This is a genomic window from Aureimonas sp. SA4125 (assembly GCF_019973775.1).
Classification (GTDB): domain Bacteria; phylum Pseudomonadota; class Alphaproteobacteria; order Rhizobiales; family Rhizobiaceae; genus Plantimonas.
Window position 1 is genome coordinate 2,054,779 of sequence record NZ_AP025032.1, and the last position, 25,307, is coordinate 2,080,085.

Consider the following 25,307-nt stretch of genomic DNA (forward strand, 5'->3'; position numbering starts at 1 on the left):
GCGGCTTGAATGATCCTCAAGACTCGCCCATCGTCCCCGGGAGTCGATGCGACTTACAGAAAATCAGGAGGATGTCTGATGAACAAGAACGAGCTGGTCCAGGCCGTTGCAGAAAAGGCCGAGTTGTCGAAGCAGCAGGCAAGCCAGGCTGTCGATGCTCTGTTCGACGTGATCGAAACCACCATGGCCAAGGGCGACGACATTCGTCTCGTCGGCTTCGGCACGTTTTCCGTGTCGCACCGCGCCGCTTCCAAGGGACGCAACCCGTCCACCGGAGCCGAGGTCGACATTCCGGCGCGCAATGTGCCGAAGTTCGCCGCCGGCAAGGGCCTGAAGGACGCCGTCAACAAGTAGGGTGTCCAGCTGGCGCATCCTGGCATCCGCCAGGCGATCAGGCCAGGTCTCCGACCACCGCGTGTAGTGGACAGCACCGGCACACCGAGCCGGCGCTGGAAACTGCCTTGTCCGCAGGACCGCCATGTCGGCCCTGCGGGAAACCAGGTTTCCGGACCATCCGCGTTCGCCGGTGGATCCCCCGGCGCATCCGCGAGGCTGACAAGTGTCGCCGCCAAATTCGCTTCGCTGGTTACCAAGTCTCCGGCGCTGGCCGTAGACCCCGCCATTCTCCGTTGACGGGCAGCCTCGAGCTCTGCGGAGAGCTTCTGGCGGTCGATCCCTCGCGTCTTCCGAAATGATCGCTTCATTCTGCCGGGAAGTGTTGCTCAGGCCGTGCCTGGTGCGTCTCGCCGAAGGAACCTCAGGGTTCTATGCCGACGGTGCTGCGGTCGTTGCGGCGGGGTGATGAACGCGCGGCACCATGAGGGCCGTGAAGAAGGTCAGCACCGACACGATGAAGACGCCCCAGAACGTCAGGTGCAGCGAATGGCCGAGCGCCAGCCGCGCCGATGCTTCGCCCACGAGCGTCCCCGGGCTCTCCAGCAATTGCCGGATGGTGTCGAAGTCGACGGCGACGATGCCCCGCCCACCGGTCGCCAGGCTGATGTTGAAGACCGCGCCGAGCGCGGTGGCGCCGAGCGTGCTGCCAAGGTTACGGGCGAAGATATTCGACGCCGTCGCGGCGCCCCGCTCGCCCCAGTCGACACTGCTCTGGATGATCACGATCGCCGCGGTGCTGAGAAAACCCATCCCGAGCCCCATGACGACCGAACCGATCGCGGCGACCTGCGGCGACGTCGAGGGATTGAGCAGAACGAAGCCGATGGCCCCCAGTGGCAGAAGCGTCGCGCCGAAGAGCAGGGTGGGACGGAGGCCGAACCGGGAGAAATTGCGGGCGGCGAGCGTTGCGCCGATCGGCCAGCCCAGCACCATGGCCGTCAGCGTGAAGCCCGCGACGAGCGGCGATTGCCCGAGAACACCCTGGACATACATCGGCAGAAAGGTCGTCAGCCCGATGATCGACATGCCGCTGAGGAGCGTGGCGATGTTGGCGGTTGCGATCGGCCGACGGCGCCAGAGACTGATGTCGAGCATCGGCGTGCTGGCCCGCCGTTCCTGCAGAATGAAGAGGAGCGCCGCGATCACGCAGACGACGAGAGCCCCGAGCGCGATCGAGCCACCGCCGTCGGTGCCTGCCTCGGTCAGGCTGATCATCAGCGCCGCGACCGCGACGGCAAAAAGCGCCGCGCCGGCATAGTCGACGCTCTGGCTCTTCTGCGGCACGCTCTCGTGCAGATAGGCGATGAAGCCTGCCGCCGCGGCCAGGCCGATCGGCACATTGATCCAGAAGATCCAGGCCCAGCTGACCTGCTGGATGATCAGGGCCCCGGCGAACGGGCCGACAACCGACGATATGCCCCAGACGCTGGCGAGATAGCCCTGGATCTTGCCGCGTTCCTCGATCGAATAGAGGTCGCCGACGACCGTCAGCGCCACCGGCTGGATCGCCCCCGCGCCCAGTCCCTGGACGAGACGGAACGCGATCAGCGAGGGCATCGACCAGGCCAGGCCGCACATCACCGAGCCGATGAGGAAAACCGTGATGCCGATGAGGAGGACGGGCTTGCGGCCATAGACATCGGCAAGCTTGCCAAACACCACGGTGGTCGCCGTCTGGGCCAACAGGAAGGCCGAGAACACCCACGAGTAGAGGTGCAGATCGCCGAGCTGCCCGGCGATCTGTGGCATGGCGGTGGAGACGATCGTCGCCTCGATGGCGATCATCGCCATCGAGGCCATGATCGATCCGAGGATGAGAGGGCGACGCAGGGTGGGGGAGGCAAGCATCGGCATTATCGCTTGGCTGATGGCCAAAGGACGTGGCCCTCGCCGACGGCTGACCGTCGCGGCAACTTCGCGTGAAGTCGAGGGAGCCCTCAAGGCAAAGGGTTCGGCAGGAAATCTCGACCTTGGCCATAGGCTTGCGCCCCGGCGCTGGCAAGGACCCTTTCCCGCGCCGGTCGCCGAGCGAAGCGGCAGGTCTGTCCTCCGCTGCCCGAGGGGGTTGTCAGGCCGAGCACGCGCCGAGGATCCAGGGTCTGCCGGCATGCGCGGAGTGAAACGGTGGCAATCGCCTGCGGCAGGCTCAAGTTTCTCGCCAAAAGCCGTGTGTCCTCAACAAAAAGGGGGTAGGGTTCGCACGATCGCCCCCGCACCCGGTCACCCGCTTCTGGTCGTCATGTCCTGAGAATGCTACGGACTTTGACACGCGATGATGAGCGGCCGCGTCCCTTACCCCGTAGGAAGCCCGGGCAGCCGCATCGGTCCTGCCCGGACAGAAGAGATCCACCCATGTCGTCTGATGAAACTCCGGCCGTCAAAGCCGCCCAAGCCTATTTTCGCAACACCGAGATGCGCGCCGAGAAGGGCACGGCCATGTCGATGATCGCCGTGGCAGCCGACGCCACGCAGGCGAAGAACGAACGCCTGAAGGCTGCCCGACTGGCCCGCGACGAGACCGACCGTGTCGCCCTCGAAGCCGAGCCAAAGCCGAAGCCGGTGAAGAAGCGCAAGGCCAAGCCGACCGTCGAATAGTCTTCGCGGAAGATGGGCACGCAAACGTTTCCGAGGCCGGCATGATCGTCATCGGTGCTGCCGAGGTCGAGCAGCGACTCTCCTGGCCGGAGCTCGTCGGCGCGCTCGATGCCATGTTTCGTGGGGGCTGCGCGGCGCCCCCCCGCCATCACCACCCCTTCGACATCCCCGGCGAAAGCGCCGGCACGCTGCTCCTGATGCCGGCCTGGGTCCCCGGCGCCTATCTCGGCGTGAAAATGGTGAGCGTCGTCCCGGACAATGGCAGCCGTGCGCTTCCCGCCATCGCCGGGACGTATATCCTGGCATCCGCGCTGACGGGCGAGACGCTCGCCATCATCGACGGCGCCTGCCTGACCGCCTGGCGCACCGCCGCGGCCTCGGCGCTCGCCTCGCAGTACCTGTCGCGCCAGGACAGCGCGAACCTCCTCGTCGTCGGTACCGGCGCGCTGTCGGCGCGGCTGGCAGCGGCACATGCCAGCGTCCGGCCGATCCGTCGAATTGCAGTCTGGGGCCGCGATCGACAGAAGGCGGGGGAGGCGGCCGCTCGCATCCGTGCGGACGGACTGGACGCCGAGCCGGTCGTCGATCTGGAAGCCGCCGTGCGAAGCGCCGATATCGTCAGCTGCGCCACTCTGTCGCGGGAGCCGCTGGTCAGGGGTGCCTGGCTGCAGCCCGGCGCCCATCTCGACCTCGTCGGCGCCTTCAATCCCGGCATGCGCGAAAGCGACGATGCGGCGGTCCTGCGGTCGCAGATCTTCGTCGACACCCGCGAAGGCGCCCTGCACGAGGCGGGCGACCTGGTGCAGCCGATCCGCGCCGGCCTGATCGGCCCCGACGCGATCGCCGCCGACCTGCGCGAGCTCTGTCTCGGCCTTCACCCTGGCCGTCGGAGCGCCGACGAGGTCACCCTGTTCAAATCGGTCGGCGCCTCGCTGGAGGATCTCGCGGCGGCGGTTCTGGTCTACGAAAAGCACAGGGCGGAGCAGGCGAGATAGCAGGGACTGCGATCGCCCCTGGGAGTCAGCCCCTGCGCGCCCGGCGAAAGGCCACGACCGCCCCGGCGAACCCGCATCCTCCGAACAGCGCGAAGGTCGAGGGGAAGCTGCCGAGCGCGCCGGCGACGAGGGCGAAGGTCGAGGGTCCGACCATGACACCGAGAAAGGTGTAGATCAGGACGCCCCCCGTCATCGCGCCGGCCCGTCCGGCGGGGGCATGCCGCGCCGTCTCGGCGAGGAGCACGCCGTTCCAGCCGAGCCACAGCGCGCCGTTTACCGTCATCAGCAGAACCTGCAGCGGAGCCGGCATGACATCCAGCCAGAAGAGCGCGACGGCACTGAGGCCCCCGGCAATGCCGAGGCCGCACAGCGTGACGAAGCCGCCGCCGAGCCGATCGGCGAGATAGCCCCAGCTGACGCGCCCGATCGCGCCCGCAAGCTGCATGGCCGCCGCGAGGGAACCGGCGGCCAGGATGGACCAGCCGGCGTTCTCGACGAGCGTCGTCACGGCAAAGGCGCTGAGCGACAGCTGGACGCCGGAATAGAGGAAGCCCAGCGTGGCGAGGGCCCGCAGGTTGGGATCGGCAAGGAGAAGACGCTGGTCCGCGAGAAAGCCGTTCGCCGCATTCGAGGCGAGAGACGCCGTTTTGACGGGGTGCAGGTCGCCCTGCGTCGCCTGCAGCAGGCAGGCGAGCACGACGGGGACGATCGCAGACAGCGCCAGTCCGCCCTGCCAGCCGAAAAACAGGGCGAGAAACGGGAAGGCGAGGCTCGCCAGCATGCCGCCCATAGGCACGCCGGCCTGCTTGATCGAGAAGACCAGATTGCGCCATCGCGCCGGCGTGATCCCCATCAGCATCTGTGACGCCGCCGGATTCTGGTAGCCGTAGCCGATACCGATGAAGACGGAACCCAGTATCAGGAGATCGAGGCGCGCGGCCGAGAAGCACAGGAGACCCGCGGCAAAGCAGGCAAGGCAGAGCTGCTCGACCCGCAGCGCCCCGAACCGGCGCAATGTCGCGCCCGCATAGGCGGACGCGAAAATGCCGGCGAGATAGATCAGGCTGATCTGATAGCCGACGAAATGCGGGCCGATCCCGAGTGCCTTGCTGACGGCGGGAGAGATCGCCGTCAGCGCGAGGGCCGCGGCTGTCGCCACAACCTGCACTGCCGTCGCGCCCGCCAGGATGCTCCACAGGAGCGGGCCGGGGCGATCATCCGTCTCGGCATCGGAAAGGGTCGTCATGGGCCGGCTCCGGCTTGGCAGGGCGGCTTCGGTCTCGCGTTGCCGGTCAACGCCGGCATGCTCAGGCGGCGCGGCGCGCGACCTTGGCGAAGACGTCGAGGGTGCGGGCGACGCCGTCTTCCGGAATGTCACGGTGGAGGACGAGGCGCATCTGTGGGCTGACCGCGGCGATGATGTTGGCGGCCTGCAGCGCGCTGGCGAGGGGCTTGAGCAGCGGCGCATCGACATGCAGCATCACCATGTTGGTCGCCGCCTGGGTGATCGTCACGCCGGCAAGACCCTGCAGGCCCGAAGCCAGTTGCCGCGCCTTGTCGTGGTCGGCCGCAAGGCTCGGGATATTGTGGTCGAGGGCATGGAGGCAGGCCGCGGCGAGGATGCCGGACTGGCGCATCCCGCCCCCGAGCACCTTTCGCCAGCGCAGCGCCTTGGCGATCAGTTCGGCGCTGCCGACGAGGCAGGAACCGACCGGCGCCCCGAGACCCTTCGAGAAGCAGAGGGAAACCGAATCGAAGGGGCGGCAGATCTCGCCGATCGTCACGCCGCCGGCGACGGCCGCGTTCCAGGCGCGTGCACCGTCGAGGTGGAAGGCGAGGCCCGCCGAGCGTGCCAGCGCGCCCGCGGCCTCGACATAGGCCGGGTCGAGGACGCGGCCGCCAATGGTGTTTTCGAGGGTCAGAAGTTTCGTGCGGGCAAAATGCGGGTCGATCGGCTTGATCGCCGCGCGAATCCTGCCGAGCGGCAGCGAGCCGTCGGCATCGTGCTCGATCGGCTGCGGCTGGATGGAGCCAAGCACCGCCGCGCCGCCTCCCTCGAAGCGGTAGGTGTGCGCGCCCTGGCCGACGATGTACTCGTCTCCCCGCTCGCAATGGGCCATCAGCGCAGCGAGATTGCTCTGGGTGCCGCTGGGAAAGAACAGTGCCGCCGCCTTGCCCGCGCGGTGTGCGACCGCCGATTCCAGCTCCTTGACGGAAGGATCGTCGCCCCAGACGTCGTCGCCCACCGGCGCCTCGGCCATGGCCGCCCGCATCTCCGGCGAGGGCCGCGTCACGGTATCGCTGCGGAGATCGACGGTCTGGTTGCTCAACATCGGATGCGCTTCCTGTTGGTCTGTCCGCCCGTCGAAGTGCGTTGCGGCCGCATTGTCAATCGCTTGCAGCGACTTGCGGCCGTCATTTCGCAGCCTGGCGAAACTCTTCGCCGCAGTCGTGGCCGCAAGGCCGCAATCCACCCCGTGCGACTGGGCTTTCGACCACCGGTCGTGCCGGCATCCCGGTCACGGTCCCGCGCGAGGGAGCGACCCGCCTGCCATTCGCCGGCAGGCGGGTCGCCGGGCGTGCTCAGTTTTTCACGACGTCCTCGAGCCAGAAGCGGCCGAGCGGGTTCTGGTAGAAGCCGTCGATGTTCGAGCGCGTCACGTTGATGTAGGGGCTGTAGTAGAGGTCGATCCAGTTGACGTCCTCCTTGGCCGTCTCCTGCAACTTCACGTACATCGCCTCGCGCTTGACCGGATCGGCCTCGGTACGCGCCTCGGCGACCAGTGCCTTCACCTCGTCGTTCTTGTAGCGGGTCATGTAGTTGAGGTTGGTGTCGTGGCCGAGGACGAAGGTGGTCTTCTGGTCGGGGTCGAGCACGTCGTTCGTCCAGTAGCCGACCGACACGTCGAAATCGCCGGCGACGAAGATGTCCCACTGGCTCGACGGGTCGACCTTGTTGATCGTCACGGTCACGCCGGCCTGCTGTAGCTGCTGCTGCAGGAGCACGGCGATCTGCTCGTCGACCTCGTCGCCGGCCTTGACGTTGTAGTCGAGGGTGAGGTCCGAGGCGCCGGCGGCCGCCAGCATCTCCTTGGCCTTGGCCGGGTCGTAAGGACGCTGGATATTGGCGGCGTTGTAGTAGAGGGCGCCCTTCGGAACGTAGGAATTGGCGACCTCGCCAATGCCGAAGGTGACGGCGTCGACGATGGCCTGCTTGTCGATCGCCATATCCAGCGCCTGGCGCACGGCCTTGTCGGCGAGCTTGCCCTTCTCGTGGTTGATGAGGAGGGCATCCTCGCGGGTCGAGGGGTCGAGCGTCACCTTGAGGTTCTTGTCCTCCTTCAGCGTCGCGACGCGCGAGAAGGGCACGAAGATCGCGGCATCCAGTTCGCCCGCCTGGACGTTCAGCATGCGCGTATTGTCGTCGGGCACGGAAATCCACTCGACGCCATCAAGGCTCACCTTGTCGGCTTCCCAGTAGTTCGGATTCTTCTCGAGGATCACCCGATCGCCGCGGATCCACTCCTTTACCGAAAACGCCCCGGAGCCGATGGGTGCTGAGGCGAAGCCTTCGGCGTCGGCCTCGATCGCGGCCTTCGGCAGGACAGAGACGTTCGGCAGCGCCAGCGAAGCCAGGAAAGGCACCGAAGGCTCCTTCAGCTTCACCGTCAGCGTCTTGGCGTCGGTCGCCACCGCCGTGTCGACGATGGTGTAGGAGGAGGACCAGAGCGAGGTCTCGGCATCGCGGATGCGCAGGAGCGAGAAGGCGGCGTCCTCGGCGGTCACGGGCGATCCGTCGGAGAATTTCGCGTCGCGCAGCGTGAACGTGTAGGTCAGCTTGTCGTCCGAAATGGTCCAGCTTTCGGCGAGGCCCGGCTCCAGCTTGGTGCCGGTCTTGTCGACGCGCACGAGGACGTCGAAGACATTGGAATAGACCCAGTTGTCGACGTTCTGCGCGGAAGCGATGGGATCGAACGTGGTCGAATCCTCGCGGCGGCCGATGGTGAGAATGCCGGCGGCCTCGGCGATCGAGGTCCCCAAGGTGAGGCCGGCAAGCATGGTGGCGGCGAGAAGGCGGGTCATGCGCTGTCTGGTCATGCGAATTCTCCTTTTGGGGCGGGAAGGCGGTTCGGGGTGGGGGAGGGCGACAGGCTGCCGGGCGGCAGAATGCAGGCCCAGCCGTGGTCGTCGGCACGGTTCAGCGACGGCGGCGGACCGCTGCGGCAGACGTCCTGCGCAAAAGCGCAGCGGGGATGGAAGGCGCAACCCGGCGGCAGCGCCAGCGGGCTCGGCGGCTCGCCCATAACCGGCGCTTCGGGCAGCGTATGGTCCGGATCGATCTCGGGAATCGCGGCGATGAGGGCGGCGGTATAGGGGTGGCGGGGGGCCGAGAACACCGCCTCGGTCGGGCCCTCCTCGACGATGCGCCCGAGATACATCACCGCCACCCGGTCCGAGAGCCGGCGCACGATGGCCAGGTCATGCGCGATGAAGATCAGCGTCAGGCCGATCTGTTCCTTGAGGTCGAGGAAGAGATTGATGATCTGGCCCTGGATCGAGACGTCGAGGGCGGCGACGCATTCGTCGGCGATGACGAGTTTCGGCTCGACCGCCAGCGCCCGCGCAATGCCGACGCGCTGACACTGGCCGCCCGAGAGCGCCGCCGGTCGGCGCGATGCCAGCGCCGGATCGAGCCCGACCGTCTCCAGGAGCTCCGCCACCCGCGCCGCTTCCGCGCCGCGCGGGACCTTGCGGTGGACGCGCAGCACCTCGCCGAGCGTGGCGCCGACCGTCATCTTCGGGTTCAGCGCGCTGGCGGGATCCTGGAAGACCATCGCAGTCTCGCGCCGCAACCGGGCCAGCGCCTCACGGCGACCGCCGGAGACCCGGATGTCGTCGAAGTCGACATGGCCGGAATGGGAGGGCTCCAGCCCGAGGATGGCCCGGCCGAGCGTCGACTTGCCCGAGCCGCTCTCGCCGACGATGCCGACCGTCTCGCCGGCTGCGACCCGCAGGGAGACGCCATTGACCGCATGCAGAAAACGCGGCCGGAGCCCGAGTGCCCCGCCGCCGGGCGCGGCAAAGCGCACGACGAGGTCGTCGACCTCGAGGATCGGGCGCCCCGTCATGCCGACACCCCGAGATGGGCGGGATCGCCGACCGGGTGAAAACAGGCCGCCGACTCCGCCGGGCCGAAGGGCATCATCTGCGGCTGCTCGCTGCGGCAACGATTGGACGCGTTGCCGCAGCGCGGATGAAAGCGGCAGCCGGGCGGCATGGCGGTCGGCGAGGGCGGCTGGCCCTCGATCGTGCGCAGCCGCGAAAGGACCGCAGCGCCGCCGGGCTGGCAGGCGATGAGGCCGGCGGTGTAGCGATGGTGCGGATGGCGCAGGATCTGGCGCACCGGGCCCTTTTCGCAGAGCCGCCCGGCATAGAGCACGGCGATGGAGTCGCAGAGCTGGGCGACGACCCCGAGATCGTGGGTGATGAAGATCAGCGACATGCCGCGCCTGTCGCGCAGTTCCTTCAGGAGCCTGAGCACTTGCGCCTGCACCGTCACGTCGAGCGCCGTCGTCGGCTCGTCGGCGATGAGGATCTTCGGGTCCGACGCGAGCGCCACGGCGATCATCGCGCGCTGGCGCATGCCGCCGGAAAATTCGTGCGCATAGGCGTCGGCCCGCGCGACCGGATCGGGAATGCCGACCTGGCGCAGGATATCCACCGCCTCCGCCTTCGCCTCGCGCCGGCTCGCGCCCTTCGCGACGCGCACCGTCTCGGCGATCTGCTCGCCGATGCGCATCACCGGGTCGAGATGGCTCGACGGGTTCTGGAAGATCATGCCCATCTCGCGGCCGCGAATCCTGGCAAATTCCGTCTCGCCGAGCTTGGAGATGTCGCGCCCGCCGAGACGGATGGCGTCGGCCGAGATCGACAGGGTCGGCGAGGTGAGGAGCCGCATCAGTGCGCGACACGCCATGGTCTTGCCCGATCCGCTCTCGCCGACGAGGCCGAGGATTTCGCCTTGGCCAAGCGCGAAGGAGAGGCCGTCGAGGATGGCGCGGCGCGTCGTGCCGTCACGGCTCTCGACGGTCAGTGCCTCTACCGTCAGCACCGGCTCGCTCATGGCCGGGCTCCCAGCTTCTCGCCAAGACCATCGGCGAGAAGGCTGAAGGCAAAGGCGAGCGCGACGATGGCAAGTCCCGGAAAGGCCGAGATCCAGGAGGCCTGGGTGATGAAGCCCTGGCCTTCCGCGACCATGATGCCCCATTCCGCCGAGGGCGGCTGCACGCCGAGTCCGAGATAGGAGATCGAGGCGCCGGCAAGCAGCACCAGCACGCAGTCCGACATGGCGAAGACGATCGAGCCCGACAGCGCGTTCGGCAGGAGATGCCGGAACATGATGCGGAAGTGCCCGTAGCCGAGGCTGCGCGCAGCCAGCGCGAAGTCGCTCGACTTCAGGATCAGGATTTCCGCCCGGACGAGCCGTGCATAGGAGACCCAGCCGACAAGGGCCATGGCGACGTAGAAGCTTTGCAGCCCGGGCCCGAGCACGGTGATGATCGCCAGCATCAGGACGAGAAAGGGGAAGGCGAGGATGATGTCGACGAGGCGCATGAGCAGGGTGTCGACCAGGCCGCCGAAATAGCCGGCGATGGTGCCGATCGCCGTGCCGATGAGAAACGGGAAGGCAACGCCCAGAAAGGCCAGCTGCAGGTCGATCCGCGTCGCGTGGATCACACGCGAGAGGATGTCGCGGCCGTAGTTGTCGGTGCCGAAGGGATGGGCGAGGGAGGGCGGGACGAGCCGCGCCGTGCCGTCCTGGACGATCGGGTCGTAGGGGGCGATGAAGGGCGCCAGCAGCGCGACGAGAACGAAGGCCGCCAGCAGAAATCCGCCGGCAAGGAGCGGCAGCGGCAGACCGGCGAGGCGCCGGCGCCTGCTGGCCGGCTCGGCGTCGAGCAAGGGGCGCGGGACGACGCCCGGCGAGGCGCTCAAAACTTCACCCGCGGGTCGAGAGTGGCGGTAAGGATGTCGGCGAGAAAGTTGACGATCACCGTGGCGCAGGCAAACACCATCGCCACGGCCTGCACCACCATGTAGTCGCGCGAGAAGATCGCCCGCACCAGCAGCTGCCCGGTGCCGGGAATGGCGAAGACCGTCTCCACCACCACCGTTCCGCCGATCAGCCAGCCGATGTTGACGGCCAGGAGATTGAGCGTCGGGATGATGGCGTTCGGCAGGACGTGGCGGCGGAAGGTCATCTTTTCCGGGATGCCGCGCGCCCTTGCCGCGAGGGCCACGTCGGAGGACAAGCCGGCGATGAGGCTGGAGCGCAGGCTGCGCGTCAGGACCGCCGACAGCGACAGCGCGATGGTCAGCCAGGGCAGGACCATGTGGTGCAGCTTGTCGCCGAACGTCCGGCCATAGCCGGAGACCGGGAAAAGCCCGAGCGTGACGCTGAAGACGATGATCAGCATGATCGCCAGCCAGAAGTTCGGCAGGCCGAGACCCGTCGTCGACAGCACCCGCACGGCCTGGTCGACAATGCCGCCACGGTTCTTCGCCGCGAGCGTCGCCAACGGCACGGCGATGAGAACGGAGAGGAGGACGGCGCCGATGACGAGCACGAGCGTCGGCTCGAGCCGGTCGGCGACGAGGCCGAGAACGTCGATCTTGTAGAGGATGGACTTGCCCATCTCGCCATTCGCGAGGTTCTTCAGGAAGTAGAAGTACTGCAGCCAGAGCGGCTCATCGAGGCCGAACTGGGCGCGGATCCGCTCCAGCGCCGCCGGAGTCGCCCGCGTGCCGAGGATCAGCCGTGCCGGGTCACCCGGGATCGAACGAACCAGGACGAAGGTGATCAGGCTGATGCCGAAAAGGACGGGGATCAGCTGGAAAGGGCGCGTCAGGACAAAGCGGAAGCGATGCATCTCACACCTTCGCCGACCACGCCGGTACCGGCAAGATCGCGGTCTTTCGCGGCGCGACCGCCCCGGCTGCCATCCGTCCTGTCACGCTCTTCCGCCGCGGCGGGCGAGAAAATCGATCAGCACCGGAAAGAAGGCCGCCGGCTCCTCGAAGAACGGCATGTGGCTGGAGTTGGGAAACACCTTGAGCTCGGCATCCGGCAGCGCCTGCTTCATCCGCGCGGCGCAGGCGGGTGTCAGTTCGTCGTGCTGGCCGACGGTGATCAGCACCGGCACGGTGATCTTGTGCATGTCCGGGATGCGGTTCCAGTCCTTGAGGTTGCCGGTATAGGTGAATTCGTTCGGCCCCTGGATCGTCTCGTAAGGGCCCATGTTCCAATCCTCCAGCGAGCGCTTCACCGGTGCCGGCCATTCGGCGAGGCGACAGACGTGACGGTAGTTGAGAAGCGTCACGGCCGCCTGGTATTCCGGGTGCGACAAGGTGCCCTCGGCCTCGTGCCGCTGCATCATCGCCACGGTCTCCGAGCCCAGCGCTTCCCGCAGGCGGTTCAACTCGCCGACGAGATGGGGAATATCGGCGGCCGTGTTTTCCAGCACCAGCGTCTTCAGCGCTTCCGGATGGGTCAATGCGTATTCGATGCCGAGCCAGCCGCCCCAGGACTGACCGACGAGGTGCACCTTGCCGAGGCCGAGCGCCAGGCGCACCGCCTCCACCTCCTCGACATACCTAGTGATCGTCCACAGCGCCGGGTCGGTCGGCCGGTCGGACTTGCCGGTGCCGAGCTGGTCGAAGGCGACGACCCGGTACCCCTCGTCGACGAGGCAGGAATGCGAATCGCGCAGGTAGTCGCAGGGAAGTCCCGGTCCGCCGTTCAGGCAGAAGACCACGTCGTCGCCGCTGCCAAAGCTGTAGGTGACGATGCTGTGGCCGTGGACGTCGATTGTCCGGGTCTCGTCAGGGGCCATCTCGCGCCACATCGTCCATGTCCTTCATTTCGTTCAGTCGCCGACTCTATGCGCAGTCGCCGGGACTTGCGTAGCTATCACATTCGATAGGTCCGGCTTGCCATGATCCGCACAGAATGTAATCGTGATGAAAAGGAAGGCAGGGACGTTTTGACACTCATGCTGCAGGACGTCTGTGACATCGACGCCAAGCTCTCGGATGCCGCCACGCTCGAAGGGCGACTGGCGCGGGCGCATGCCGTCGCGGGCGATTTCGGGCTGACATCGCTGATCTACGACTATACGCCGGTCCCCTATTCGCACGATGGTGATCTGATCAACCCGTCCTTCCTCGGCATGCGCGGGGTGCCGGACGATTTTGCCGCACTCTGGTGCGAGGGCGGCTACTACCAGATCGATCCGGTCCAGCACCTCGCCTTTCGTTCGCCAAAGCCCTTCGTGTGGAGCTACCGGCAGGAAGCAAGGACGGTCCTCAACCCCTATCTCAACGAAGGCCATGCGCCCGTCGTCGACTATGTCCACGCGACGCGGATCACCTGCGGCATGACCGTGCCCGTGCATCTTCCGGGCGGCAGCTGCGCCACCGTCACCGGGATCCGGCAGGATGCGGAGGCCGGTTTCGATCGTGCCGCAGATGTCCATCTCGGCGGCTTCACGGTGCTGGCTCACGCCCTGCACGCGGCGCTCGAGCCGCTGTTCGGTCGTCGGGAGCGCCAGTCGCAGGCCGTGCGGCTGAGCCCGCGCGAACTGGAATGCGTCCGCTTCGCCGCGGAAGGCCTTTCGGCCAAGGAGATCTCGCTGAAGCTCGGCCGATCCGCCGCGACCGTCGTCATGCATCTCAATGCCGCGGCACGGAAACTGCAGGCCCGCAACCGGGCGCAAATGGTCGCCCGCGCCGCGCACTACCGGTTTCTGAGCTGAGGCGTCGGACGGGAGGGGCCACCTTTGCGCGCCCTTGCCGGCGCGCGGCGCAAGGCTCGGGTGCCACGGCGCGGCTGGCCTCGGCGCGCCTGGCCAGGGCGGGGGTGCCAGGGCGCGAGTGAGGGGGGCGCGCGTGAGAGGGGCGTGGGTGAGAGGGTGCCCGCGACAGGATCTTCTGCCGCGGGCCTTGCCGGCCTAGTTTTCGAGTTCGGCCTTCAACTGGGTGACCGTGTCGGCCGACATCTCGCCGGTCGTCGTCACCTCGCCGCCAGTGATCTTCCAGAGCCGGAAGGGCCCGGTGATGTCGCCATTCTGGTCGAAATTGACCGGACCGATGACGCCCTCGTAGCGGATCGGCTTGCCCTCCTTGATGAGGCCGAGCGCCTTCTTGAACTCCTCGGGACCGGCGAAGATCGGCTCGCCTGCCGGGTCGACCACCTGCGGGATGGCCGCCTTGATCGCGGCGGGCTCGGCTTTGCCGGCCTTGGCGATGGCGAGGCCGACGATCGCGCCCGCGTCATAGGAGCGGTCGGCGGCCGGCGCGTCCGGCTTGATGCCGCCGGAGAAGGCCTCGTAGTTCGCGTTGAAGTATTCGGTCGACTTCGTCGGACTGGTGCCGGACGACGTGCCGTAGGCGTTTTCGAGATATTTCGCGCCGACCGCTTCGATGAAGTCCGAGGAGTTCATGCCGTCGTTGAGGAGGAAGGTCGCCGGCCCGCCTTGCGAGACCCAGGCCCGTGCGATGGTCGCGCCGTCGACGGGATAGCTGATGAGATAGAGCGCCTCGGGCTCGCCCGCCATCGCGGCCGTGGCCTCCGACGCGTAGCTCGACTGCTTTTCGTTATAGGGCGTGACCGAGGTGATCGTGCCGCCGAGTTTCTTGTACGCCTTCTCGAACTCCCGCTGCATGTTCACGCCGAAATCGTTGTTGACGTGGACGACGGCGAGCTTCTTCAGACCCTGATCCATCGCGTATTTCGCAGCCGCCGTGCCCTGCAGCGCGTCCGAGGTGATCGTGCGGAAGAAGACGCCGTTCGTCTTGCCGTCGCGGGCGAGATCGGTCAGCGTCGGCGAGGAGGAAGCGGGCGAAACCTGCGGCACACCGGCCGGCGCGGTGACGGAGGTGAGGATCGGGATCGACACCGACGAGATGATGCCCCCGATGATCACCGGCACCTTCGCGACGTTGACGAGCTGCGTCGCCTGGTCGACGGCGACGTTGCCCTGGCTCTGTGAGTCGCGGGTATCGCTGGCGAGCTCGCAGCCGTTGACGCCGCCGGCCGTGTTGATGTCGCGGAAGGCCATGTCGACCGACTTGGCCCCGGCCTGCCCGTAGGCGCCGGCCGGACCGGTCAGTTCCATCACCATGCCGACGGTGGTGGTGCAGTCGGCCGCCAGCGCCGGCGCGGCATGGGAGAGCGCGCCGGCACACAGCGCGGTCGACAGGAGAAGCTTGACGTGCATGGCGCGCGGTCCTTTCACTCGGCCGAGGGGGAATGCCCTGCGGGCCCGTTGGGTTGGATGGTGGTTTCCTGCAGATGCCGCCAGAGGACACCCAGCGGTGCCGTGGGGCAGGCAATGAAGAGGGCGGTCGACTGCCGGCAAGTCTCCACCTGTCCGGCAGACTGGCGTTCGACGTAGGAGACGAGTGCTGCGCGATCGTCGCGCCAGACGGTGTGGCCGTCCTCGATGCGAATGGCAAAATCGGGCGCCGTGGCGACGCGGCGGGCCGACAGGAACATGGAGAGGTCGGCAAAACGCACCTGCCGTCCATCGGGCGCGATGCGCAGGAAGTCCGGCGAGAAGGCCGCCAGCCGATCGGACAGCGCCGCTTCTTCGAGCCGGCCGGCATACCAGTCGACGAAAAAGGCATGGCACGCCGCGACCTCGACCAGCGCCGCCGCGCCCAGATCCGGATGCCCGGCGGTCACGCGTCCTCGCTGTTGATGCTGTAGCGCATGATCGCCCCGTGCCGTCCGTCGCGGTCGCGCTCCAGCGCGTAGACGTCGCCGGTCGCCGTCTGCAGGTCGGCGCGGGCTGTTGCGATGGCGGCGTGATCGTCGGCATCGAGCGCGAGGTCGGCAATGGCAAGATTGGCGGCGAGATGGCTGCGGTTGCGCGCGCCGACGATGACCGCGGCAACGCCCGGCCGGTCCAGCACCCAGCGGCTGGCGACGGTCGCGATATCGCTGCCGTGCCGGTCGGCCACGCCGCGCAGCGCCTGCAGCAGCGCCTGGAACGCCGCCCAGCCGCCGGCCTCGTCGATCATCAACCTGTATTTCACCAGCGAGCGGTTCTCGAGCGGTTCGGCCGGCTCGCGGGCACCGAGCCAGGCATCGCTGAGAAACCCGCCGGCGACGGTCCCGTAGCAGAGAAGCTGCACGCCGCGCTCGGCACCGACGGCGACCATCGACTGTTCCGGCCTGGTGTCGAGGAGGGAATACTGGACCTGCATCGAGACCAGCGGCACGCCCGCATCCAGCATGGCGGTGAGGTGGGGCGTGTCGAAATTGGTGCCGCCGACATTGCGGATCTTGCCGGCCTGTTTGAGGCCGCCGAGCCAGCCGGCGGTCTCCAGCCAGCCGTCCACCGCATAGTCCCACCAGTGAAACTGGACGAGGTCCAGCTGCTCGGTGTTCAGGCGCTTCAGCGAGGTGTCGATCGCCGTCTCGACGGACCGCCGGTCGATCCGCGCGAGCATGTCGAGGTCCGGCACGAATTTGGTGTGCACGCGGATGGCGTCCAGCGCCGCCGTACCGCGCTCGGCGAGCAGACGCCGACGGAAATCGCCGATCAGTTCCTCGACGCCGGTGTAGATGTCGGCACAGTCGAAGGTGGTGATGCCCGCCTCGGCGAAGGCCATGAGATCGTCCAGGGCGGCATCGCGGTCGATGGCGCCATGGCCGCCGGCGAGCTGCCAGTTGCCGCGAATGACGCGCGAGATCCGGTGGTCGGGGGAGAGCGTCGTCGTGAGCATGTCAGTCTTTCCTGGCGAGCGGCACGGCGGTCGTCGCGGCATGGCTGAAGCGGCGAAGGCCGAGACGGGTGATCCGCATCCGCGTCGGGCAGTTCGGATCGGGGCAGGCGACCTCGGCATCGCTGGTCATCCAGTCGTTCGGATGGGTCTGACGCTGCTTGGCCGGCAGCAGGGGAAGGATGGCGGCCAGCGAATAGATCGAGAACCCCTGGCCGTCGGGAAAGTGCAGCATCTCGCCGTGCAGCTCGAAACTGTCCCCCGGCTTGGCACCGCAGTAGATCGTCGCACCCGGCGGGCTGACGACTTCGACCTTGAGATCGTAGAGCGAGAAACCGTCGTCTGGGCTGTCCGTCGACGTCATGCGCCGGCCCCTTGGCCTGCCGGCAGTTGCGTCGGCCACCGCGTGCGCAACAGGTCGAACGCACGGCCGATATCCCGGCGCAATGCTTCCACCGCCGCATCCGCGTCGGCCCGCTCCAGCGCCTCGAGGATTTCCCAGTGGAAATGCGTCGCTCTCAGCTCGCTGCTCCCGTCGTAGAGGTCGGCGGAGGCGCGGATGAAGGGTCCGCACTGCAGCCACAGGCTCTCGATGATCGGAAGGAGTACCGCCGAGCCGCAGGCCCGGTAGATGCCGAAATGGAAGGCATGGTTGTAGGACGCGCGGTAGCCATGATCGCCGCCAGTTGTCGCGACCTTGTCGTAGGCCTTCGTCATCGCGCGCAGAAGGTCGATGTCATCGACCGACAGACGCGGTGCGGCAAGGCGGATCGCCTCGCCCTCGACGAGGCTGCGCGCGCGCGCGACATCGTCGAGTCGCTCGCGGGTCGCTTCCGGAACGCGGACCGAGCGATTCGGCAGGGCTTCCAGCGCCCGCTCGGAGACAAGCCGCGCCAGCGCGTCCCGCACCGGCATCGTGCTGGTCGCCAGCTTCGTCGCCACGGTCTGGATACGCAGGACTTCGCCGGCGTCGAGCTGCCCTTCGATCAGAAGGCGCCGCAAGGCATCGTAGACACGCTGGTGGACCGTCCGTCGTTCGAGCGGCACGAGAGCTGTCAGACCATTGGATGAAACGAGCGATGGCGTGGTGAGCGCTTCAACTTCCGACGGGTCGGCGGACGACGCCGTGTCGGTCAGCACGAGGGGAATGCTCTGCCGTCGGTGACGATGGGCGAGACCGACATGTCCGACTGCCTCTTTGTTCGGCACTGCATTATTGCTTGCCATCAAAACGGTAGCCGAATAGCCTGAGGGTGTAAAGTTTGATCACATATCAGAATATTCGGTTCTTTTTGCCGGAACGGGCACCAGGATTTGAGCGATAGCGGCATGCATTTGGACCCCGGCGAACAGCCGCAGGGGCGGACTTCACTGCCGCTTGGCGCTGACCCCTCGGCATCTCCCGCCGCTGATCGCTCGTCGCTTGCGCATGACGAAGCCGGTCGTCCACCGGCGCTGGCCGTCGAGTCCGTGTCCATCGCCTTTGGGGGGGTGAAAGCCGTCGACGGAATGTCGCTGTCTATCGAAACGGGCGGCATGCTCGGGCTGATCGGCCCGAACGGCGCCGGCAAGACGACGATGTTCAATCTCATCGCCGGCACGCTGAAGCCGGACAGCGGCAGGATCGCTCTTTCCGGCGTTTCGGTCGAAGGCGAGGCCGCCAGCAAAAGGGTCGGCCGGGGGCTGGCGCGAACCTTCCAGCTGCCGCGCCCGTTTCTGGCAATGACGGTGCTGGAGAACATGCTGACGGCGCCGCGCGGGCAGGCGGGCGAGACGCTGCTCGGCAATTTCCTGAGGCCCCGGGAAGTGGCGCGGCAGGAGCGCGCCTCGGTCGAGCGGGCAGGCGAGCTCCTCGATTTCCTGCAGCTGTCGCGGCTTCGGGACGAGGAAGCGAGGGTGCTCTCGGGCGGCCAGCGCAAGCTCCTGGAATTCGGCCGGGCCCTCATGGCCGAGCCCGCCATCATCCTCCTCGACGAGCCGGCCGCCGGCGTCAATCCGGCGCTCCTCGACTTCATGATCGACCGCATCGCCACGATCAACGCGCGCGGCATGACCGTGCTCCTGATCGAGCACAACATGGACATGATCCGCCGGCTCTGTCCCCGTGCCCTCGTCATGGCGCAGGGGCGAAAGCTCGCCGAAGGCAGGCCCGACGAGCTCGTCCGCGATCCCGACGTGGTTCTCGCCTATCTCGGCGGAGCTTCGGCATGATCCCGGACGCGCCACCGGTCCTGTCGGCGACCCGGCTCGTCGCCGGCTACGAGCGCGACCTGCCGATCGTCAAGGGCATCGATTTCCAACTGCCGCCCGGCGGCTTCACGACCATTCTCGGCCCGAACGGGGCGGGCAAGTCGACCTTCGTCAAGGCCATGGCTGGCCTCGTGCCGGTCCATTCCGGAGAGGTCTGCCTCGCAGGACGCGACATCACCCGGACGCAAGCCCACGAACTCGTCCGCGCCGGCCTCGCCTTCGTCCCGCAGACCGAGAACATCTTCGCCACCCTCGGCATCGACGAGAACCTCCGGCTGTGCGCCGGGATACTGCCGGCGAACCGGCGAGCGGAAAGGATGGAGGCGGTCTATGCTCTGTTTCCCGACCTCGCCTCGCGCCGCTCGATGATCGCGGGTGCCCTGTCCGGCGGCCAGCGCCAGATGCTGGCGACGGCCCGCGCGCTGCTCGTCGAGCCCGAGGTGATCATCCTCGACGAGCCCTCAGCCGGCTTGTCGCCAAAACTCGTCGGCGAGGTCTTCGAGACGCTGGCCCGCATCAATGCGGCGGGAGTCGCCATCCTCCTCGTCGAGCAGAACGTTCGCGCCGCGCTCGCCGTCGCGCGAACAGCCCTGGTTCTGGCCGACGGACATATCGTCCACGACGGACCTGCCGCCTCTCTGGCGGGCGACCCGCGACTCGGCGAGATGTTCCTCGGCCGCCACCCCGCGGCGGGAGCGGGCGCGTGAACGCGCAGTTCCTGGTGGACGGCGCCATCGCCGGCTCGATGATCGGGCTCGGCGCCATCGGCGTCACGCTGACCTATTCGATCCTGCGCTTCGCCAACTTCGCCCATGGCGAATTCATCGCCTGGGGCTCCTATGCCGCACTGGCGGTGGCGACGGCCGCCGCCGGGGCGCTCGGCATCGGCCTGTCGCCGCTCGGCCCCTTCTCCTTCGGCTGGATGCTGCCGGTCGCCGCGCTCCTTGCCGCCCTCCTGACCGGCGGCCTGGCCGTCCTCCTCGACGCGCTGCTGTTCGCTTCCTTCCGCCGGCGCGGCTCGGCGACGATCATCATGGTCATCGCGAGTTTCGGCGCCTCGATGGCGTTGCGCAGCCTGCTCGAATTCGTCTTCACCTCGAAGCCCGCCTATTTTACCCGCGAGTTGCAGATCGCTCTGCCGCTCGGCGGCGGCATCCGGGCGACCCCCGACCAGCTGTTGATGCTCGGCGTTACCGTCCTGCTCGTCGTCTCAGTCCACCTTCTCCTGACGCGCACGGCGACAGGCCGGCAGATGCGCGCCGTCGCGGAGAACCCGGCACTGGCCCGCATCGTCGGCATCGACGTCCGCCGGGTGATCCGGACCGTCTGGTTCCTCGGCGGCGCGCTGGCCGCCTCTGCCGGCGTGATGGCCGGGCTGCTGGTGCAGATCCGCCCCTATATGGGCTTCGACCTCCTGTTGCCGCTTTTCGCTGCGGCCATTCTCGGCGGCATCGGCTCGGTTCCGGGTGCCGTGCTGGGTGGCCTCGTTGTCGGCCTCTGCGAGGCGCTGGCGGTCCAGACCGTCGGGGCGGAGTGGCGGGCTGCCGTCGGCTTCGTGATCCTCACCGCCGTCCTCGTCCTCCGCCCGCAGGGGATTCTGGGGAGGGCGCGGGGATGATCGACCTTCTCGGCTACGGCGCCTTCTTCCTCACCATCGCTCTTTCCTATGCGATCATCGCCATCGGCCTGAACGTGCAATGGGGCCAGACCGGCCTTTTCAACGTCGGCGTCGCCGGCTTCGTCGCCATCGGCGCCTATGTCTCGGGCCTGTTGACGACGCCCGCCGTCGCGGACCGGCTTGGCGGTTTCGACCTGCCGATCCCGGTCGGCTGGATTGCGGCGCTCGCGGCGGGAGCGCTCTGCTCCCTCGCGCTGGGGTGGATGACCATTCGCCTGCGCTCGGACTATCTGGCGATCACCACCTTCGGCTTCGCCGTCACAGTGCAGCTTGCCGCCCTCAACCTGGAAAGCATCACCGGCGGCCCTTTCGGCATGGGCTTCATCCCGCGCCCCTTCGCCTCGCTTGCCGGTGATCCGTTCACCTTCGGCCTTGCCAATCTCGGCCTCGTCGCGGTCGTGCTGGTCGTCGTCTATCTTGTCGTCGAGCGGCTCGGCGCGTCGCCGTTCGGGCGGGTGCTCCGGGCGATCCGCGAGGACGAGGCGGCGGCGATCTCGCTCGGCAAGAACGCCGTGCGATTCCGCCTGAAAGCCTTTGCCGTCGGTGGCGCGCTGATGGCGCTCGGCGGCGCCGTTCAGGCTCACTTCATCGGCTTCATCGCGCCGGAGAACTACCTGCCGCTGATGACCTTCCAGGTCTGGGCCATGCTCATCGTCGGCGGATCCGGCAACCACCGCGGCGCCATCGTCGGCGCAGTCCTCGTCTGGGCGCTCTGGGCGGCTTCCGCCTCGCTCATCGGCGCGGTGGTGCCGGCGGGCGAGCAGGCGAGGGCGGCTTCGCTGCAGATCGTCCTCATCGGCGTCGCGCTCTGCTCGATCCTCCTCTTGCGACCGCGCGGCATCCTCGGCGAGCGCCGGACGGTGTCCCGCCATCTCGCCCCGCGATCGCAGGCGGGGCCGCGCAAGCCCGAGCCATGATGCCGACGGGGCCTTTGCCAAGGCGCATACTCCCATTTCCGACCGAGGAGACCTCGCCATGACCGACCGGCCCGACCGCTTCGTGCTGACCCCGGAACTGTCCATCAGCCGGGTGATCACCGGGCTCTGGCAGGTCGCCGACATGGAACGCTCGGGAAAGCCGCTCGATGTCGAGCGCGCCGCCGATGCGCTCGGCGCCTATGCAGCTGCCGGCTTCGACACCTTCGACATGGCCGACCACTACGGCAGCGCCGAACTCGTCGCGGGCCGTCTGCTGGCCCGGCACGAAGGCACCAATCGCCCCCGCGCATTCACCAAGTGGTGCCCGACGCCCGGACCGATGACGGCGGAGATCGTGCGGGCCGGCGTCGAGGAACGGCTCGTGCGCCTCGGCGTCGAGACCGTGGATCTCCTGCAGTTGCACTGGTGGTCGTTCGAGCATCCGGCCTGGCTCGACGCCCTCCACGTCTTCAAGGACCTGCAGGCGGAGGGAAAGATCGGCGCGATCGGTCTCACCAATGTCGATGCGGCGCATCTGGCGCTCGCGGTCGCCGACGGCATTCCGGTCGTCACCGACCAGGTGTCCTTCTCGCTCCTCGACCGGCGCGCCGCCGGCGACCTCTCCGCCGTCTGCGCCCGCACCGGCACGAAACTCCTCGCCTATGGCACGCTCTGCGGCGGCTTCCTCACCGACCGCTGGCTCGGCAAGCCCGAGCCGGAAGTGATCGGCGACTGGAGCGGCATGAAGTACAAGCGCTTCATCGACGCCGCCGGCGGCTGGGCGGTGTTCCAGGCCGTCCTCGAGGCGGCCGCCGCGGTCGGGCGGCGGCACGGCGCCTCCATCGCCAATGTCGCGACGCGCTGGGTGCTCGACCATCCCGCCGTCGCCGGCGTCATCGTCGGGGCGCGGATCGGCGAGCGCGAGCACCGCGCCGACAATCTCGCGCTCTTCAATCTCGTCTTCGACGCCGAGGACCGCGAGCGCCTTGCCGCCGCGCTCGCCGGCACGACGCCCATTCCGGGAGATTGCGGCGACGAGTACCGCCGGCCGCCCTACCTCACGGCCTCAGGCGACCTCAGCCATCACCTCGATGCGATTCCCTCGGTCTTCACCGCCGAGCCGGTGGCGGGCCGGCCGGGCCGCAGCCGGGTCTCGTCCGGCAGCATCTGGGAGCCGCTGGCGGGCTATAGCCGCGCCGTGCGCGACGGCGACCGGATCATGGTGTCCGGAACGACGGCGACGCACGGCGTTGACCGAATCGTCGCACCCGGCGATGCGGGAGCCCAGGCGACCTACGTCCTCGACAAGATCGCCGCCAGCCTGAAAGCCCTCGGCGGCAGCATGGAGGACGTGGTGCGAACCCGCGTCTATCTCCGGCGGGTCGAGGACTGGGAAGCGGTTTCGCGCGCGCACGGCCGCGTTTTCGGCGACATCCGTCCCGCCAACACGCTTCTGGCTGTGGGCGCGCTCGTCGGCGACTACGCCGTCGAGATCGATGCCGAGGCCGTCGTCGCGAGCAGCTGAGGCTGTCTGCAGGCCGGACGCGAGACGATCCCGCGCACTTGCACCGCGGGCCGGCGTCGCTATCATGCCAGCCAACGGCGCCTCGGCGGGCGCCCGCCGTCGGCTGACGGTCTGTCCAGGCTGGATCCGCTGCGGCAGACAGCAAAATGTGGGAGCTTCCAATGCGGCTGACACGGCGTGACATCATGGCCATCCTGGGAACCGGCGCGGTCGCGGCGACGGGGCTTGGCGGTCTCTCCGGACCCGCCCGTGCCGCCGGCAAGATCACCGTCCTCAACTGGCAGGGCTACGGCACGGACGAGGCCTGGGCGCTCGAGATCTTCAAGAAGGAGACCGGCATCGAGGTGGTCAGCGACTACTTCAATTCCGAAGCCGAGATGCTGACGAAGCTGCGGACCAATCCCGGCGTCTATGACGTTGTCCTCGTCAACTGCGCGCGGACCCGGCAGGCCGTTTCGGAAGGGCTGCTCGACCCGATCGACTTTGCCGCTTTCCCCAATGCCAAGGGGCTGTCGCCGCAGCTGAAGGACAATCCGTTCATCGTCGTCGACGGCAAGACATACGGTGTCGCCTGGGTGTGGGGCATGAACGCGCTCGCCTATCGCGAAGGCGGCGCCGTGCCGGAAAGCTACGCGGCGCTCGCAGACCCCGCTTTCGCCGGCAAGGTCGGCCTCTACGACGACGCCGTGACGGCGATCGCGGTCGCGGCCCTGATGACCGGCCAGGACATGAACGATCCGAAGGACCTCGAGGCGATCAAGACCCAGCTGAAGGCGCTGAAGCCCAATGTGAAGACGATCTGGTCGAGCGAGGACCAGTGGAACAAGGCCTTCTCCGCCGGCGAGTTCGACCTGTCGATCTACTGGTCCGGTGCCTCGGTGCGCTCGAAACGCAATTTCAGCCTGCCGGTCGTCTTCGACGTGCCGAAGGAGGGTGCCATCGGCTGGTTCGACACGCTGGCGATCCCGGCGACATCAGAGAACAAGGACGATGCGGCGAAATTCATCAACTACATGATCGATCCGGTCTTCTATGTCGAATGGGCCACGAAGATCGGCGCGCCGGCCTCGGCCAACGAGGCGGCGATGGAGAAGCTTCCGGCCGACGATCTGAGCCGGACCGTCCACGACCCGAAATTCCTGGCGTCGATGACGCTGATGGCGCCGATGGAAGACGACAAGCGCCAGGCCTTCAACGATCTTTGGCAGGAGGTGAAAGCCTTCTATGCCAGCTGAGGCCCCGGCCTCAGCCACTGGCCATTCTGCCGCGCCTGCAGCCCTCCCGTCGGCGGGGCGGTTCGGGCGGCTTCCTCCCTGGGTCGCGACGACGGCGCTGCTCCTGCCGACCTATGGCTGGCTGACCCTCGCGGTCCTCCTGCCGCTGGCCACCATGTTCGGTTTCTCCTTCCTGACGGCGACGCCGATGGGCAACAAGGAGATCGGCTTCACGCTGAAGAACTACCGCGTGTTTGCCGACCAGCCGTATCTTCTCGGCGTCGCCTGGACCTCGCTGTCGATCGGGCTTTGGACGACCGCGATCTCGGCCGTCGTCGGCTTTCTCGCCGCGCTCGCGCTGGCCAAGGCGACCGCCGGACGGGTGCGGGAGACGCTGCTGATCCTGATCCTCCTGCCGTTCTGGACGAATGGCCTCGTGCGCGTCTTTTCCTGGACGATGGTGATCCGCGAGGGCGGGTTCCTCGACTGGATGGTGCGCAGTGTCTGGGCGGATGCGCCGTCCCTCGGCTTTCTCTACAGCCAGCCGGCGATCGTTCTCGGCCTCGTGCACGGCTATCTGCCCTACATGGTCCTCACCTGCTACATCGCCCTCGTCAGCATCGACGACGCGGTGATCGAGGCGGCGGCAAGCCTTGGCGCGCGCTGGTGGACGATCCTCGCCAGGATCCTGATCCCGATGGCGATGCCCGGTCTCGTCTCCGGCGCGGTGCTGATCTTCGTGCCCGTGATCGGCTCGTTCATGGAGCCGCGCATTCTCGGCGGCACGGTCGGCGTGACGCTCGGCACGGTGATCGAGGACCAGTTCACGCAAGCTTTCAACTGGCCGCTCGGGGCGGCGCTCTCCTTCACCATCCTCGCCGTGGTGCTCGCCGTCTTCGCCACCTTTTCAGGCGTTCTGCGCCGCAGCGCGACGATCTGAGGAGAGGG

General features: G+C 67.7%; 24 protein-coding genes and 1 pseudogene. 11 read left to right on the forward strand and 14 right to left on the reverse strand.

Translation table 11 applies throughout. The annotated features are described in order from the left end of the window. Nucleotides 1–78: 78 nt before the first annotated feature. Nucleotides 79–354: an HU family DNA-binding protein gene (locus Sa4125_RS09520; RefSeq protein WP_224006379.1), complete on the forward strand. Its 276-nt coding sequence runs from the start codon at nucleotides 79–81 to the stop codon at nucleotides 352–354. A 411-nt stretch (nucleotides 355–765) separates the two neighbouring features. On the opposite strand, the gene Sa4125_RS09525 is transcribed toward Sa4125_RS09520, so the two are convergent. After that, nucleotides 766–2,244, reverse strand: a complete 1,479-nt coding sequence (locus tag Sa4125_RS09525) for an MDR family MFS transporter (protein WP_224006382.1) — start codon at nucleotides 2,242–2,244, stop codon at nucleotides 766–768. A gap of 504 nt (nucleotides 2,245–2,748) precedes the next feature. On the opposite strand from Sa4125_RS09525, the gene Sa4125_RS09530 reads away from it, so the two are divergent. Continuing rightward, complete coding sequence (locus Sa4125_RS09530) at nucleotides 2,749–2,991, forward strand: hypothetical protein (protein WP_224006385.1); 243 nt, start codon at nucleotides 2,749–2,751, stop codon at nucleotides 2,989–2,991. 41 nt (nucleotides 2,992–3,032) lie between these two features. Beyond that, nucleotides 3,033–3,986, forward strand: coding sequence for an ornithine cyclodeaminase family protein (locus tag Sa4125_RS09535; RefSeq protein WP_224006388.1), 954 nt, complete (start codon nucleotides 3,033–3,035; stop codon nucleotides 3,984–3,986). Nucleotides 3,987–4,011: 25 nt separating this feature from the next. Here the strand turns inward: Sa4125_RS09535 and Sa4125_RS09540 are convergent, their stop codons facing one another. From Sa4125_RS09540 to Sa4125_RS09575, 8 genes and pseudogenes are all read right to left on the reverse strand, one after another. Next, nucleotides 4,012–5,232 (reverse strand): MFS transporter, encoded by a 1,221-nt coding sequence (locus Sa4125_RS09540; protein WP_224006391.1) that lies wholly within the window; start codon nucleotides 5,230–5,232, stop codon nucleotides 4,012–4,014. Between the two features lie 61 nt (nucleotides 5,233–5,293). Further along, complete coding sequence (gene ltaE, locus Sa4125_RS09545; protein ID WP_224006394.1) at nucleotides 5,294–6,319, reverse strand: low-specificity L-threonine aldolase; 1,026 nt, start codon at nucleotides 6,317–6,319, stop codon at nucleotides 5,294–5,296. A 250-nt stretch (nucleotides 6,320–6,569) separates the two neighbouring features. Continuing rightward, nucleotides 6,570–8,069: an ABC transporter substrate-binding protein gene (locus Sa4125_RS09550; protein ID WP_224007700.1), complete on the reverse strand. Its 1,500-nt coding sequence runs from the start codon at nucleotides 8,067–8,069 to the stop codon at nucleotides 6,570–6,572. Nucleotides 8,070–8,080: 11 nt separating this feature from the next. Then, nucleotides 8,081–9,106, reverse strand: a pseudogene (locus tag Sa4125_RS09555) (ABC transporter ATP-binding protein); the annotation flags it as partial. A gap of 5 nt (nucleotides 9,107–9,111) precedes the next feature. Next, complete coding sequence (locus Sa4125_RS09560) at nucleotides 9,112–10,110, reverse strand: ABC transporter ATP-binding protein (RefSeq protein ID WP_224006397.1); 999 nt, start codon at nucleotides 10,108–10,110, stop codon at nucleotides 9,112–9,114. Beyond that, nucleotides 10,107–10,949 carry an ABC transporter permease gene (locus tag Sa4125_RS09565; protein ID WP_224007703.1) on the reverse strand — a complete coding sequence of 281 codons (843 nt, stop codon included), beginning with the start codon at nucleotides 10,947–10,949 and terminating at the stop codon, nucleotides 10,107–10,109. Before Sa4125_RS09565 ends, Sa4125_RS09560 begins: the two co-directional genes overlap by 4 nt. A gap of 29 nt (nucleotides 10,950–10,978) precedes the next feature. Continuing rightward, a complete protein-coding gene (locus tag Sa4125_RS09570; RefSeq protein ID WP_224006400.1) occupies nucleotides 10,979–11,917 on the reverse strand; it encodes an ABC transporter permease in 939 nt (312 codons plus the stop codon). An 81-nt stretch (nucleotides 11,918–11,998) separates the two neighbouring features. Then, nucleotides 11,999–12,892 (reverse strand): proline iminopeptidase-family hydrolase, encoded by an 894-nt coding sequence (locus Sa4125_RS09575; RefSeq protein ID WP_224006403.1) that lies wholly within the window; start codon nucleotides 12,890–12,892, stop codon nucleotides 11,999–12,001. 147 nt (nucleotides 12,893–13,039) lie between these two features. Here Sa4125_RS09575 and Sa4125_RS09580 point away from each other — a divergent pair, with 147 nt between their 5' ends. Then, nucleotides 13,040–13,801, forward strand: a complete 762-nt coding sequence (locus tag Sa4125_RS09580; RefSeq protein ID WP_224006406.1) for a LuxR family transcriptional regulator — start codon at nucleotides 13,040–13,042, stop codon at nucleotides 13,799–13,801. Between the two features lie 195 nt (nucleotides 13,802–13,996). Here the strand turns inward: Sa4125_RS09580 and Sa4125_RS09585 are convergent, their stop codons facing one another. Genes Sa4125_RS09585 through Sa4125_RS09605 form a run of 5 tightly spaced genes read right to left on the reverse strand, consistent with a single transcriptional unit; the run spans nucleotide 13,997 to nucleotide 18,002 of the window. Next, on the reverse strand, nucleotides 13,997–15,265 hold the full coding sequence (locus Sa4125_RS09585; RefSeq protein ID WP_224006409.1) for an ABC transporter substrate-binding protein: 1,269 nt from the start codon (nucleotides 15,263–15,265) through the stop codon (nucleotides 13,997–13,999). 14 nt (nucleotides 15,266–15,279) lie between these two features. Beyond that, nucleotides 15,280–15,732, reverse strand: coding sequence for a hypothetical protein (locus Sa4125_RS09590; protein ID WP_224006411.1), 453 nt, complete (start codon nucleotides 15,730–15,732; stop codon nucleotides 15,280–15,282). Continuing rightward, nucleotides 15,729–16,778 (reverse strand): aldo/keto reductase, encoded by a 1,050-nt coding sequence (locus Sa4125_RS09595; protein WP_224006413.1) that lies wholly within the window; start codon nucleotides 16,776–16,778, stop codon nucleotides 15,729–15,731. The genes Sa4125_RS09590 and Sa4125_RS09595 overlap by 4 nt, the downstream gene beginning before the upstream one ends. Nucleotide 16,779: 1 nt before the next feature. After that, nucleotides 16,780–17,139 carry a TIGR04076 family protein gene (locus tag Sa4125_RS09600; protein ID WP_224006415.1) on the reverse strand — a complete coding sequence of 120 codons (360 nt, stop codon included), beginning with the start codon at nucleotides 17,137–17,139 and terminating at the stop codon, nucleotides 16,780–16,782. Beyond that, nucleotides 17,136–18,002: a GntR family transcriptional regulator gene (locus Sa4125_RS09605; protein ID WP_224006417.1), complete on the reverse strand. Its 867-nt coding sequence runs from the start codon at nucleotides 18,000–18,002 to the stop codon at nucleotides 17,136–17,138. The genes Sa4125_RS09600 and Sa4125_RS09605 overlap by 4 nt, the downstream gene beginning before the upstream one ends. A gap of 282 nt (nucleotides 18,003–18,284) precedes the next feature. Between Sa4125_RS09605 and Sa4125_RS09610 the strand changes: the two genes are divergently transcribed. The 7 genes from Sa4125_RS09610 (at nucleotide 18,285) to Sa4125_RS09640 (ending at nucleotide 25,299) form a co-directional block, all read left to right on the forward strand. Then, nucleotides 18,285–18,986 (forward strand): ABC transporter ATP-binding protein, encoded by a 702-nt coding sequence (locus Sa4125_RS09610; RefSeq protein ID WP_345944329.1) that lies wholly within the window; start codon nucleotides 18,285–18,287, stop codon nucleotides 18,984–18,986. Beyond that, nucleotides 18,983–19,732 carry an ABC transporter ATP-binding protein gene (locus Sa4125_RS09615; protein ID WP_224006419.1) on the forward strand — a complete coding sequence of 250 codons (750 nt, stop codon included), beginning with the start codon at nucleotides 18,983–18,985 and terminating at the stop codon, nucleotides 19,730–19,732. The genes Sa4125_RS09610 and Sa4125_RS09615 overlap by 4 nt, the downstream gene beginning before the upstream one ends. Continuing rightward, nucleotides 19,729–20,643: a branched-chain amino acid ABC transporter permease gene (locus Sa4125_RS09620; RefSeq protein ID WP_224006421.1), complete on the forward strand. Its 915-nt coding sequence runs from the start codon at nucleotides 19,729–19,731 to the stop codon at nucleotides 20,641–20,643. The genes Sa4125_RS09615 and Sa4125_RS09620 overlap by 4 nt, the downstream gene beginning before the upstream one ends. Beyond that, nucleotides 20,640–21,620 (forward strand): branched-chain amino acid ABC transporter permease, encoded by a 981-nt coding sequence (locus Sa4125_RS09625; RefSeq protein ID WP_224006426.1) that lies wholly within the window; start codon nucleotides 20,640–20,642, stop codon nucleotides 21,618–21,620. Before Sa4125_RS09620 ends, Sa4125_RS09625 begins: the two co-directional genes overlap by 4 nt. Before the next feature lie 58 nt (nucleotides 21,621–21,678). Then, a complete protein-coding gene (locus tag Sa4125_RS09630) occupies nucleotides 21,679–23,145 on the forward strand; it encodes an aldo/keto reductase (protein ID WP_224006429.1) in 1,467 nt (488 codons plus the stop codon). Nucleotides 23,146–23,306: 161 nt separating this feature from the next. Continuing rightward, nucleotides 23,307–24,380, forward strand: coding sequence for an extracellular solute-binding protein (locus Sa4125_RS09635; RefSeq protein WP_224006432.1), 1,074 nt, complete (start codon nucleotides 23,307–23,309; stop codon nucleotides 24,378–24,380). Between the two features lie 154 nt (nucleotides 24,381–24,534). After that, nucleotides 24,535–25,299, forward strand: a complete 765-nt coding sequence (locus Sa4125_RS09640) for an ABC transporter permease (protein ID WP_224007709.1) — start codon at nucleotides 24,535–24,537, stop codon at nucleotides 25,297–25,299. Nucleotides 25,300–25,307: the final 8 nt, after the last annotated feature.